The 14,220-nt window shown below is 31.3% G+C and carries 6 protein-coding genes; 3 read left to right on the top strand and 3 right to left on the bottom strand.

All coding sequences use genetic code 11. The features are described 5' to 3' along the window. Positions 1-64 precede the first annotated feature (64 nt). The 3 genes from MED152_RS03330 to MED152_RS13365 all read right to left on the bottom strand — a co-directional run bounded on the left by MED152_RS03330 (position 65) and on the right by MED152_RS13365 (position 9,225). On the bottom strand, positions 65-1,267 hold the full coding sequence (locus MED152_RS03330; RefSeq protein ID WP_148284794.1) for a serine hydrolase: 1,203 nt from the start codon (positions 1,265-1,267) through the stop codon (positions 65-67). Between the two features lie 4 nt (positions 1,268-1,271). Continuing rightward, positions 1,272-3,368 carry an ATP-dependent DNA helicase RecG gene (gene recG / locus MED152_RS03335; protein ID WP_015480444.1) on the bottom strand — a complete coding sequence of 699 codons (2,097 nt, stop codon included), beginning with the start codon at positions 3,366-3,368 and terminating at the stop codon, positions 1,272-1,274. A 160-nt stretch (positions 3,369-3,528) separates the two neighbouring features. Continuing rightward, positions 3,529-9,225: a choice-of-anchor A family protein gene (locus tag MED152_RS13365; RefSeq protein ID WP_015480445.1), complete on the bottom strand. Its 5,697-nt coding sequence runs from the start codon at positions 9,223-9,225 to the stop codon at positions 3,529-3,531. Positions 9,226-9,550: 325 nt separating this feature from the next. Here MED152_RS13365 and MED152_RS03345 point away from each other — a divergent pair, with 325 nt between their 5' ends. The 3 genes from MED152_RS03345 (at position 9,551) to MED152_RS03355 (ending at position 14,096) form a co-directional block, all read left to right on the top strand. Continuing rightward, complete coding sequence (locus tag MED152_RS03345) at positions 9,551-10,765, top strand: RsmB/NOP family class I SAM-dependent RNA methyltransferase (protein WP_015480446.1); 1,215 nt, start codon at positions 9,551-9,553, stop codon at positions 10,763-10,765. Between the two features lie 71 nt (positions 10,766-10,836). Then, positions 10,837-13,014 carry an endonuclease gene (locus tag MED152_RS13370; RefSeq protein ID WP_238559156.1) on the top strand — a complete coding sequence of 726 codons (2,178 nt, stop codon included), beginning with the start codon at positions 10,837-10,839 and terminating at the stop codon, positions 13,012-13,014. Beyond that, on the top strand, positions 13,014-14,096 hold the full coding sequence (locus tag MED152_RS03355; RefSeq protein WP_041383835.1) for an endonuclease: 1,083 nt from the start codon (positions 13,014-13,016) through the stop codon (positions 14,094-14,096). Before MED152_RS13370 ends, MED152_RS03355 begins: the two co-directional genes overlap by 1 nt. The last annotated feature ends 124 nt before the right edge of the window (positions 14,097-14,220 follow it).

Genomic DNA, 14,220 nt, shown 5'->3' on the forward strand with positions numbered 1-14,220 from the left:
AATGATAAAATATAAAAAATCCTAAACTTAATTGTTTAGGATTTTTTTGGTCTATAAAAAGAGATTAAACCTTTAAATTTTCTGATATAATTTGTTTAATCTTCTTATTAAGGTATTTTAAAGAGTTATAACTTGTATGCTCCAATACTATAACCACCAAATCTTCTTCTAAATAATTGGTTAAAGCAGTACTAAAGCCATTCCATTTACCATAATGATAAATGTTTTTATCATCTCTCCTATCCATTCTAAAACCAAAACCATAAGGCACTTTTCGTCCAAAAATAGTTTCGCCTTTAGTATACATTTGTGCAAGTGATTCTTTAGACAATAGGTTACCTGAATTTAATGCATAGGTCCATTTAAACAAATCTTCTGCAGTTGAGTAAACATTTTTATCACCTACAATAGCATCATTAATTGTATTACCTATTGTTAAGTGTTTCCAGCCTCTGTATAAACGATAACCTTTTAATTGATTTTTCCTCACAGTATCATTTTGGTAACTATACACAAATGAATTTCTCATGTCTAAAGGTTCAAAAATGTATTTATTTAAATATTGATTATAAGGCAAGCCACTTACCTTTTCTACAATAGACGCTAAAACTACATATCCTGTATTTGAATAATCGAAATTACGACCTGGTTTAAAGAAACGTTGTGCTTTAGATAATGGCAAAACATTCATTAAATCTGTATTGGTTGGTGCTTTGTTTTCTTTCCATTCGTGCTCTGCTACCCAAAAATACTTTGGCAAACCAGAGGTATGATTCAATAAATTCTTAATAGTGATATTCTTGTAAGGAAACTCAGGAAAATAAAAGTTTACAGTATCTGTTAACTTAATTTTACCTTGCTCTTTTAATTGCATGATGGCTGCAGCTGTAAACTGTTTACTTACAGAGGCCAATTGAAACACAGACTCTTCTTTTAATGGAACTTTCTTTCTAAAATCTGCAAAACCTACCTGGTTTTGATACACTATTTTTTTATTCTTAGCCACTAAGACAGATCCGTGAAAATCGTGTCTTTTATTAATTCTTTTGAGTAATGAATCTAATTTTTGATTTACTTCTTTTGTAGTTTCTTCAGGATAATATTCTACTGGTATTTCAAGCTTATTGTCTGCTTTTTGTACAACTTCTTTTTTAACAGTTGCATTAGAAGCATCTTCTTTTCCTTGGAAAGAAAAGATTGAAAAAACAACACATCCAATTACTATAATTAAAATTATTATGTTCTTATAATGTTTACTCACCATCATTCATTTAACTAATGTTACTCCATATTTTAGAGGTTTTACTAATTTTAGCAAACGTATTTTTTATCGGTAAATTGTGTTGTTTTTCTAAATTTGGATCTTCTTGCAATAAATCTATAGCTGTGTTTCTAGCTGCAACCAAAATTTTGGAATCTTTAGCTACATCAGCAATTTTTAAATTTAACACTCCACTTTGTTGAGTACCCATTAAATTTCCAGGTCCACGCAGTTTTAAATCTACCTCAGCAATTTTAAATCCATCTGTAGTATCTACCATTGTTTTTAAACGTGTTTTACCTTCTTCAGACAATTTATAACTAGAAAGCAAAATACAATAACTTTGGTCTGCACCTCTACCTACTCTTCCTCTTAATTGATGTAGTTGAGACAATCCAAATCGTTCTGAACTTTCAATAATCATTACACTTGCATTGGGTACATTTACACCAACTTCAATTACAGTTGTAGCTACCATAATCTGCGTTTCTCCTTTTACAAAACGCTGCATTTCATAATCTTTATCTGCAGGTTTCATTTTACCATGAACAATACTTATTTGATATTTAGGTGATGGAAACTCTCTTGCAACACTTTCATAACCATCCATTAAATCCTTATAATCCATAGCTTCAGATTCTTGAATTAAAGGGTATACAATATATACTTGTTTACCTTTTGCTATTTCATCTTTCATAAATTTGAATACAGACAAACGATTACTATCAAATCTATGAACAGTTTTTATTTCTTTTCTTCCTGGAGGTAATTCATCAATAACAGAAATGTCTAAATCTCCATAAACAGACATGGCTAAAGTTCTAGGGATTGGTGTTGCTGTCATTACCAAAATATGAGGAGGCAACGAGTTTTTAGCCCAGAGTTTAGCTCTTTGTTTTACACCAAATCTATGCTGTTCATCTATAATTGCAATTCCTAAATTTTTAAATTTTACTTTATCTTCTAGTAATGCATGTGTGCCAATTAAAATATGTAATTTACCATCTTCTAATCCTTCATGAATTTCTCTACGTTTTTTAGTTCTAACAGACCCTGTAAGAATATCAACTTTAATATTCATGCCTTCTACCAATTCTGAAACTGCAATAAAATGCTGATTTGCTAATATTTCTGTTGGAGCCATAATTGTTGCTTGATAACCATTGTCTATGGCTAAAAGTGTAGTTAATAAAGCTACAATTGTTTTTCCTGAACCAACATCTCCTTGTAACAATCGATTCATATGTGCACCAGAAGCTACATCTTTTCGAATTTCTTTCAATACCCTTTTCTGAGCATTGGTTAAATTAAAAGGTAATTTTTCTGAATAAAATTGATTAAAAATAGCACCTACATTTTCAAAAACAAATCCCTTAATCTTTGCTTTGTTGATTAATTTTTTTCGAACCAATTGTAATTGGATAAAAAAGAGTTCTTCAAACTTTAAGCGATTTTGTGCCTTGGCTAAATTTTCTTGACTTTTAGGAAAGTGTACATTCAATAGAGCATCTCGCTTTTTCATCAACTTAAAATCATTAATAATTTCTGTTGATAAACTTTCTTGGATACCATCATAAAATTGCTGTAACAACTTTTGAATGTAAGAACGAATCATTTTATTTGAAACACCAGAATTGGTGAGTTTTTCTGTAGAATGATAAATGGGCTGCATTTTAGTTTGCAACTTTTTCTTGTATTCAGAAACCAACTCCATTTCTGGATGTGGAATACTAAAACTACCATTATAATGATTCAGTTTACCATAAACTACATAGGGTACATCCGTTTTTAAAGAATCTTTAATCCATTTTTGACCTTTAAACCAAACCAACTCCATAGATCCAGTCGCATCTTGAAAGGTAGCCACTAACCTACTTCCTCTTTTTTGTGCTACAGACTTAACATTGATAATTTTACCCACAACTTGTACTTCTGAGGAGTTTGGTTGCAGTTCTTTTATAGCATGAAACTTAGTTTTATCTATATATCTAAAAGGAAAGAAATTTAAAAGGTCATTACATGTTTTAATACCTAATTCTGAATATAAGAGTGTAGCTCTTTGCACACTTATTCCTGAAATATATGTAATTGGGTATTCTAAGTTCAAAATTTATAAAATGTATACTCAAAAATAACAAATTCATTATTTAATAATTGGCATTAGCTGAATTATTACAAATAAAAAAAGAGCTGACGTAGTCAGCTCTTGAGATCGCTAGTTCAATTAATACCCCTAAAAATTGGAAACTAGCAATTTGCGTTTATAATTATCTAAACAGTATTTTTGAAGTACCATAATCTGACTCTTGACTTGTAACCTTTAAGAATAAAACACCAGGTTTTACATTAAAATTATAGTCTAGTTCGTTTTTACCTACAGTTAAATTCGCAGTTCCTCTATAGATTGTTTTACCATTAATATCCGTTAATGTTACTGTTGCTTCAGTATCATGCTCACTAAATAACATCACATTTACATTTCCTTTAGAAGGATTTGGATATGCCATAAACTCATTTTCGAACTTCTCTATTTTATTTACAGTTTCACTCTCTACAGCAACCTTAGTAAATCTTACATCAGAAATTACTAAATCTAATTCTTTAGTTTGTGCTTCTACAGGTAAGAATGTAAAAGTTAATGTTGTTAAGTCATCTGCAGTAATTGTGTTTTCTGATGCACTAGAAGCAAATATTTCGAAAGGAACATAGTAAGTTTGTTCATCTTCAGATAAATCTACCATTACTCTATATTGTGCCTTCCAGTCTTCTATAGATGACTTAATTAACCCAAGTTCCATTAATCCAGAACCTTTGGCAGTGAATGCAACATAATTGTATTCTGAGTAATCTGCACTTAGTGTTCCTGGTAATAAAGACTTGTAGATGGTTAAATAATCGTACTCACTTTTTGCTTTAATTTCTACGCTTCTATTAATGGCATGCTCATCATCTTTGTATTCTCTATTGAAATTGTTCCAAACAAAGTAATTCTCAATTTCTGTATAGTTTTTATCATAGTCTAAGCCCCAGTTACCATCTGCATGATAAAAAGCATCTTCAATTTCACCATCAACTTTTACTAAACCATCATACTCATAACCATCTGCAATATCTACTCTTAATGTCTGCTCTAATTCTGTATTTACTGGGTTGTATCTGTGTTTTACATTATTAGCAGTTTCAGAATAAATCTCTTCCATAGAAATCTCTGTATTTAAACCTTTTTGAGTACTTCTTAAAAGAATTAATAACTCTGATTTTTCTCTACTGATTTTTGCTGCAAATGTTTTAGGTACTTTCTGAATTTCTGTTTGTTTAACAGGCATAAAAGTGTTTAAGTTATGTAAAACATCTTTCACTAATTTTTGCGTATCTGTTGGATTTGTAGACCAAACTTGAAAATTATAAACATCATTAAATTTTATGTAATTGTTTACGTACCAATTTGTTTGAATGGTATAATTCGCATCATTATTATTCTTTGCAGTTGCAAAAGAAATTGCATATTCTACTACTCCATTTCTTTGTTTAATTGCTTGCATTAAGAAATTATACCCTTCTAAATGCACTTTTTGAATATTTAAAATCTCTGCTCCTCTTAATCTATCACAAGAAGCTTTTGTATGATTGTAAATTTTATCTGATGTTTTAATTCCTAAAACAACTCCCTTTGTTTTACCATCTACAGAAAAATCTACCGATAAAACTTCATCTGCAATAGTGTAGTCTAAAATATCTGTTGGCGAAGTTACATTAGCAACATTACCAGCAATTAATTCTGTTGGAAACATATCTAACAAAGTTTGTCCTTTTCCTTGGTAAGGTTGAGCTTGCTTTAATTTTGCTTTGTTGTATAAGTTAGCACTAGACTTTACAAAGTTAGTTGGCACAGAATTCTTTTTTCGGGCTACATAAATTTTAGAAATAGCATCACCTAAAGATTCAGATTCTACTCCTCCTCCATTTCCACCAGAAACCTCATCTGAAGTAACTGTTACAGGAAATTGCTGTGTTACTGAACATCCATTTACATCTACAGCTGAAACCTCTACATAATATAAACCTGCATTAGAAATAGTAGTTGTTGCTGAAACATCTGTTCCTAAATTTTGAATTTCATATTTATTTTGATCTAAGAAAGACCAAGTAAATGATGTAAAGTCATTAGCATTATCGATTGTAAAATTCTTAATTACACTATTATCAGAATTTGTAATTGTACTTGTAGTTAAAGAAATAGTAGCTTCTTGCTTAACAACAATTTGTTTAGTAAAAACATCTGTACCAAATGAATTAGTTGCCTCTAAAGTTATTGTATACGTACCTGTAGTATTATAAACTTTTGTTGGACTCATTAAAGTACTTGAAGTATTATCTCCAAAATCCCAAACATAAGTAATTGGATTTCCTGGTTGAACTGTGTTACCCGTATTTGAATTATTCGTAAATTCAAATGAATTACCAGCTAAACATTGAGTTTCGTTGTTTACAGAAAAATCAGCAGTTGGAGCTACTCCATTATTTACAGAACAACCACCAATAGTAGGTGTAAAGTTTGCTGAATGTACTTCTCCACCTGCATGTTTAAATGAGTTTGCAATTACTTGCCCTTCTATATTTGCTTGATTTACTGTTTTTACAACATCAGCATTTGGTGCTAAAACTGTACCTTCTATTGTAGAATTTCCTTTAATATTTAAAGTTGTAGTGTTGTAAAAGTTATACATTATATATGGTGCATCTTGCTGACCTACTCCTGCTTGATTCCAAACATTCCATTCAAATGTACCTGAAGCATCTACATTTATTACTAAAACTTTAGAAGCACTTGGCTTATTATTGTAAGTAAATACACTTACATTGTTTAAGTCTGTACCAGTAATATTTAAATAGTTTACACCATCTTGTAAATTAATTTTTACTTGATTTGGCAAACCTGTATTTGAAATTGATTGTCCATTTGGGTTAGTTAATACTGCATTGTTTGTTTTCTGAGAAATACTAACTGAATTATTTTTTAAACTTTGAAAAGCACTAGCAAAATCTATAACGTTGCTTTCAAAAACTGGATTATTAGTACTTGAAACTCCCAATTGATTTGCATTTGCTTGTAAAGCAATTCTTGGACTTGAGTTATAGTTTGAATTACTAGTAACTCTTATAGGTGCAAATGCACTATTCTGATCTTGATACCAAACAACAGCTCCATTACTTTCTCCTATCTTTAAATAAGTATTTTGATTAAGTTGTAATGCGTTTCCTGAATTGTAATTTACTTTACCACCAACAACTAAACCTACAGGAACGTTGTTCACCTCAAAACTACCAGCATCATTTGTTGTAATTTGATAGTTACCAGAAATGGTTAAATCTCCTCCAGTTGCAACAGCACCTTCAGTTTCGTTAGTACTTAATTCTAAACCGTTTAATGTAAACACATTAAAACCTAAAGCTGCACTTGTAGGACTTTCGCTACAAGTATCTTCTGTTAAAGTTGCATTTACAGTTTCTAATATACATGCATTGTTTGCATGAGAAATCTCAGCAAAATAAGTTGTATTATCTAAACCAGTTACATCTGCTATATTTAAGGTTGCAGAAGTTGCACCTGAATACACACCAGAATTTGAAATTGCAGTACCTCCATTGTTAGGGTCTCCTAAATACCATTGATAAACAACATCATTATTAGAATTACCTGCAGTTGCATAATTTGGAGATCCGTTTGTATAGCTTGTTGCTTGCTCAGCAGAAACTGCTACTGTAAAAGAAGTAGCTTCTCCAACTTTAATTGATTTATCCACAGGACTTGAAACTACAGCTAATTGATGTGCGTTTACCTCATTTCCATTAGAACCATCATATCCTCCAGTAGAACCTTCAACCAATCCTTCATTATCAAAACCAGTTCCGTCAATAATACCATCATTATTGGCATCTAATCCTCCAGATTCAACAACATCTAAACAACCATCTCCATCTGAATCTAAATCTTTGCTGTTAGGAATACCATCATTATCTGTATCTAAATCACAAGTAATTTCAGTTAATAAAATATTATCTACACCAACATCATTACCCGCATTTCCATTAGGCTGAGAATTTTTAATTACAATATTTACTTTAGAAGTAGTTGGTGTAAACTCTAAGGTTACACGTTTCCATTGATCGTCATTCAATACTCCTATTTGAGTTGATGTTATAGAAACCAATTCATTACCATTTTCATCTTCAATTAATAAAGTAAAAATTGGGGTATCATTACAACCAAAACATAAGCCAGAAAAATCTACTCTAAATCTATGCTTGTTTGCTGAGTTTACTGTAATATCATTTTGACGATATATTTCTGAAACTGCAGGTGAATTGATATTTATTGATAAAAATCTACCATTAGAATCACCATCTGCATCAACATCGCCATTTCTATCTGTTCTATTATAGTGTGCCAAACCTGGACTTAAAGAAGAAACTACTGCATAAGAACCATCAGGAATTGCGCCTTCAGTATCATAAGTATGATTGGCAACATTTGAGTTAGATTCTCTAGTAGTTCCGAAACCAAAATTTTCTTCAAAAATTGTATTTGTTTCTGCACATCCTTCTAAGTCATCTTTTATACCATCATTATCATCATCTGAATCACATAAATCTGCTACTCCATCTAAATCTGTATCTAAATTTCCTGAAGCCAAAGCATCACAAGGATTAGCCAATAATTGTGCACTTGCAACCTCGTTTACGCAAGCATTATCTGAATGAGTTACTTTAACATAGTATGTGTTATTATATAAACCAGCTGTATTTGTAATATTTAAGGTTTTTGATGTTGTGTTAGAATAAACACCAGAATCAGTTAATATAGTTCCTCCATTATTTGGATCTCCTAAATACCATTGGTATTGAATTTTATCATTCGCATTTCCTGCATTAGCATAAACAGGGTTTCCATTAGTGTAACTTGTTGCTTCTTCTGATGTAGCTTCAATTGTAAATGATGTTGAATTACCATAGGCAATAGTTTTATCTGATGGCAAATTTGATACATTAAAACTGTGTGCAGTTGTTTCAAAACCAGTTAAGCCATCGTAAGTTCCTGAAGAACCAGAAACTAAACCATCATTTGTAAAACCAGAACCGTCTGCAATACCATCGTTATTAGCATCTAACCCTCCAGACTCTACAACATCAAAACATCCATCTCCATCAGAATCTAAATCTAAGTTATTATCTATACCATCATTATCAACATCACAATCTGTAAAAGTTCCATATACTCTACCAAAAATATAGGTTGGTCCTGCTACTTCTTGTGAAACAATAAAATTGTTAGATGAAGTTGCGTTCCAAGTAAAATTATTAAAAGCATTACCATTAAATAATTCTAATTCAAATAAAGGCCCATTAGAAACTTTACTTGCATACATTTTAACGTCTAAATTCTCATCTACTACAAAACGAACTAGAGGAGTTTCTGGTTGTACAGTTCCATAATACTGAAACTGATAAATTTGAGGAATACCATTTTTCCCCCATAAACTACCGTCTTTAAATCTAATATTTTGTCCTGTAGTTGTTCCATTTTGCTGAAACTGAATTTCTTGTGTTGTTAAAGGAGTGCCGTTAATAGTTAAATTAAAACTATTGTCCATTTTAGTAATATCTAAAACAAAACCAGTTCCAACTGGTGTTAAAGAAAAATTTACTGAAGCACCATTCTCCACTTCAAAAGGAGTTTCACCAATTAATACAGTACATTCTTCAGTATCTAAAATTCCATCATTATCATCATCTAGATCACAGTCGTTATTTATTCCATCTCCATCAGCATCGTTAGCAGTAATAACACCTACAACTGCACCAACAGTGCAAGGATCTGTTTGTGTTGCTGAAAAAACTGGGTTATATAAACTACAAGCAAAAACTAATAATAGGGCTAGGTAATGTTTAGAGGTAAGTTTCATAATTTAGGGTTTAAAAAGTAGCTGTGGTTTTTAATCACAACCATTTATACCACGAAATTACTATCAAAATCAACCTATAATTGACCATTTTCGATGAAACAACCACTGTTTTCGTCTAAAAAATAAATAATTCATTCGTCGAAGTTAAGTGTCGATGAATGGTATAGTTGAATGGTAGTATTTAAACAAATCACCTATTTTCTGATATCCAAAAGTTATATTTTCATTTTTCTTACATCACTATTTATGTTAGAAGATGAAACTAAAATTAACGTCATTAACTATATAATTCGTCTATATTTGCACTCTATTAGATTACTAAAAAATGAGATTACACAGAAACTTAACTTTTGCTGTTATTGATAGCATTAGAGATATATTTAACGAAGGAGTTTATGCAGATAAAGCCGTAGAAAAAGCTTTAAAAAGAGATAAACGTTGGGGAGCAAGAGATCGTAAATTTGTTGCTGAAACGATTTATGATATTGTACGTTGGAACAGACTGTATGCAGAAATTGCAGAAGTTAAAGTACCCTATGATAGAGATAACATTTGGAGATTATTTTCTGTGTGGTGTATTTTAAGAGGTATTAAATTACCAGATTGGAATCAAATAGGTGACGTACCTGAAAGAAGAATTAAAGGACGATTTGCAGAGCTTTCTAAGACTAGAAAATTTAGAGAATCAATTCCAGATTGGATGGATGAACTATGTGTTTCTGAATTAGGAGAAGAAGTTTGGACCAAAGAAATTGCTGCTTTAAATCAGCAAGCATCAGTTATTTTGAGAACAAATACTTTAAACATTTCTAAAGAACTTTTGCAAAAAAAGTTAAGAACAGAGAATGTTATTACGCAATTTGTTCCTGATCATCCTGATGCTCTAATTTTAGAAGAACGTGCTAACGTTTTCAGAACAGAAGCTTTCCATAATGGATTTTTTGAAGTTCAAGATGCATCCTCTCAATTAGTTGCTGCCTATTTAGATGTTAAACCAGGCATGAAAGTGGTAGATACTTGTGCTGGTGCAGGAGGTAAAACTTTGCATTTATCTGCTTTAATGGAAAATAAAGGTCAGGTGATTGCTATGGATATTTACGAAAGTAAATTACGTAAATTAAAAGTAAGAGCTAAAAGAAACAAAGCTCATAATATAGATTTAAGGGTTATTGACTCTACAAAGCCAATCAAAAAATTGCATGGTAAAGCAGATCGAGTACTAATAGATGCTCCATGTTCTGGTTTGGGCGTTATTCGTAGAAATCCAGATTCTAAATGGAAGTTACAGCCAGAATTTATAGATAATATTAAAAAGGTTCAACAAGAAATTTTACAAAGCTACTCTAAAATGGTAAAACCAGGTGGAAAGTTAGTATATGCTACCTGTTCTATTTTACCATCAGAAAATCAAGATCAGGTTAATGAATTCTTAACATCTGAGTCAGGAAAAGATTTTACTTTTGTAAGCGACAATAAGGTATTAGCTCATAAATCTGGTTTCGACGGATTTTACATGGCACTATTAGAGAAAAAACAGTAAAAATCTAAAACTTTACTAGCTCTAAACTTGCTTGATAGAGAAATTGTTTAATGCCCTATGAAAACAATTTTATGAAAAAAAATGATCTTTTACTTATCCTTACATTCCTATTTACCATTAGTTTTTATGGTCAAGAATCATACTACAATGATGTAAATTTAAACGTAACAGGTTTAACCTTAAAAGAGGAGTTAGCTACTAAAATAATAAGTACACACACTCAATTCTTATTTTATGATCAAATTTGGGATGCTTCTAAAGCAACAGATGTAAACCCAGAAAATAATCAAGAGGTACTGCTAATTTACGGTTTTGAAAATGGTACAGACACAGATGTAACTAATGACAGAGCACGTGAAATAGATAACAATAGTGGTGCATCTGGAGATTGGAACAGAGAACATGTTTATTCACAATCTTTAGGAACTCCTGCATTATCAGATTCAGGTCCAGGTTCAGATGCCCATCATTTAAGACCTGCAGATGCTCAAAGAAATTCATCAAGAAATAACAGAAAATTTACAGATGGCTCTGGTAATTCAGGCATTCAGTCTAATGGAGGCTGGTATCCCGGAGACGAATGGAAAGGTGATGTTGCTAGAATGATGATGTACATGTACGTAAGGTATGATGATAGGTGCCTAATGAGTAATGTTGGTATAGGAGATAATTCTGCTACACCAGATGACATGATTGATTTGTTTTTAAAATGGAATGTAGAAGATCCTGTTTCTGATTTTGAAAAGCAGAGAAATACATATCATGAAAATACTGCAAACCAAAATGCACAAGGAAATAGAAATCCTTTTATAGACAACCCAATATTGGCTACTAGAATTTGGGGTGGAGACAATGCAGAAGATACCTGGGGTATTTATACTAGTTCAGATAATGAAGTTCCTACTGCTCCAACAAATCTTTCAGCTTCAAATATTACCACGTTTTCAGTAGATCTTACTTGGGAAGCATCAACAGATAATATTGGTGTTACAAGTTATGATGTTTATGTGAATAACGTTCTACAAATAGCAACCTCAGAAACGTCTATAACCATAACCAACTTAGCTTCAAATACAAATTACTCATTTGCTGTATTAGCAAAAGATATTACGAATAACTCATCTACTCTTAGTAATGTATTAAATGTTACAACCTTAGAAGATATAGAGGCCCCAACTGTGCCTACTAACTTGGTAATTAGTAACGAAACTGAATCTTCTTTCATCGTTTCTTGGTCTGCTTCTACAGACAATACAAATGTAGCTTTGTATGAGGTGTATGTTGATAATGTTTTAAATGGCAATACAGCAGATGTTACCTACACAGTAACAAGTTTAACAGCAAATACTACTTATAAAATTGAAGTTTTAGCTATAGATAATGTAGGAAACAAATCTGCATTATCAAGTCCAATAAATGGGTCTACAACAAATGGTGCTGGTGTTGCTACTGAATTATTTTTCTCTGAATATTTAGAAGGAGAAAGTAACAATAAAGCTATAGAAATCGTTAATCTAACCAATACTGATATTGATTTAAGTTCTTATAGTTTGGCAAGACAATCTAATGGAGGTTTAAATGGTGCTGATTGGGAATGGATAATGCCATTAGCTGGCACTATACAATCTCAAGATGTTTATGTGGTAGTCAACGAAGCAGCTGGCGAACATACTTCTTCAAAAACTCAAGCAGCCATAGATGCAGGGGACTATTTAATTCAAATTGCTGATTCAATTCGAATTCATGATGGAGACACCAATTTTGGAGCACCCATAAATTTTAATGGAAATGATCCTGTAGGTTTGTTTAAAAATGGTATTTTAATAGATATTATTGGAACATATAATGGAGGTTCAGCAAACTTTGGTAAAGACAAAGTACTAAGAAGAAAAAGCGGTATTTCTCAACCAAATACAGCATTCGATTTAGATAATGAATGGGAAGTTTTTAATAAAAATGATGCCAGCGATTTTGGCACACATAGTGCAATTGTATTATCAACAAACGATTTTACAAATGAACACAATATTCATTTTTACCCAAATCCAACTGAAGATGTTTTGAGAATTCAAAATAAAAGCGATTCTAGAATTTCAGAAATTAGTATTTACAACACTTTAGGCAAAGAGGTTTTATCAGTACAAAATGTATCTAACGAAATTTCTTTAAGAGTTTTACCTATAGGGTTTTACCTATTAAAATATAAAATAGAGAACCAATGGTTCATCTTAAAATTGATAAAAAAATAATGAAATATAAATTATTCTTATTACTTATTTTACTTGCAACTTTCGGTTTTGCACAAGCCCCTGCAGGATATTACAGTTCAGCAACTGGAAGTGGTTATACTCTTAAAACACAACTAAAAAATATCATTAAAAATGGTCACATAGATCAAGGTTATGGTGCTTTGTATGATGCCTATGAAACATCAGATACAGATAGTTTTTATGAAAACGATAATACTGTATTAGATATGTATTCAGAAAATCCTTCTGGAACAGATCCTTATAATTACACACATGGAGATAGAAAATGTGGTAATTACAACTCTGAGAATGATTGTTATAATAGAGAACATATTTTTCCTCAAGGATTTTTCAATAGTCAAACTCCCATGAGAACAGATATTCATCATGTAGTACCTACTGATGGTTCTGTAAATGGACGAAGAAGCAATTATCCTTTTGGAGAGGTTACAAATGCAAATCACACTTCTTTAAATGGATCAAAAGTTGGAAATAATACTGTGTTTGGTTATTCAGGTATTGTTTTTGAGCCTATTGACGAATTTAAAGGAGACATTGCAAGAATGCTATTTTATTTTGCAACTCGCTATGAAGATGACGTGACTGATAGTTCTTGGGATGATCCTAATGATTCTGCCAACAACCCATTAAATGGCACAAATAATCAAGTGTATGCTCAATGGTATATTCAATTATTATACAAATGGCATCTAGAAGACCCTGTAAGTCAAAGAGAAATAGTAAGAAACAATGAAGCTTATGATTTTCAAGGTAATAGAAATCCTTTTATCGATCATCCAGAATATGTGAGTGAGATTTGGTCTTCCGTTTTATCTACAGAAAGTTTTAATAAGACTAGTTTTAAAATATATCCAAACCCAAATGTAAACGGAACTTTATACATCAATACCAACACAGAGATAAACGTAAACATTTACAATGTATTAGGCAAAATTGTGGTGCATTACAAAATTGATGCAAATACAAACAGCATAGATATTAGCTCATTACCAAAAGGGGTCTATTTAATCAAATGTAATACTGCCTCTAATTCAATCACAAAAAAGCTAATTAAAAAGTAGCATTAAAATTTCAAATAAAAAAAGACGACTATTTCAGTCGTCTTTTTTGTTTTAGAATATCTAGAAATAATTCTAAAAATATTGTTGATAATTACGTTTACAAATTCTGAAATAATTCATTTAT

The sequence above is a fragment of the Polaribacter sp. MED152 genome (assembly GCF_000152945.2).
In the GTDB taxonomy this organism is placed as follows: Bacteria; Bacteroidota; Bacteroidia; order Flavobacteriales; family Flavobacteriaceae; genus Polaribacter.

What these genes read in the sequence shown, in the direction of transcription:
- MED152_RS03330 (WP_148284794.1), bottom strand. Translation starts at nt 1,267, where the DNA reads ATGATGGTGAGTAAACATTATAAGAACATAATAATTTTAATTATAGTA.
- MED152_RS13365 (WP_015480445.1), bottom strand. Translation starts at nt 9,225, where the DNA reads ATGAAACTTACCTCTAAACATTACCTAGCCCTATTATTAGTTTTTGCT.
- MED152_RS03345 (WP_015480446.1), top strand. Translation starts at nt 9,551, where the DNA reads ATGAGATTACACAGAAACTTAACTTTTGCTGTTATTGATAGCATTAGA.
- MED152_RS13370 (WP_238559156.1), top strand. Translation starts at nt 10,837, where the DNA reads ATGAAAAAAAATGATCTTTTACTTATCCTTACATTCCTATTTACCATT.
- MED152_RS03355 (WP_041383835.1), top strand. Translation starts at nt 13,014, where the DNA reads ATGAAATATAAATTATTCTTATTACTTATTTTACTTGCAACTTTCGGT.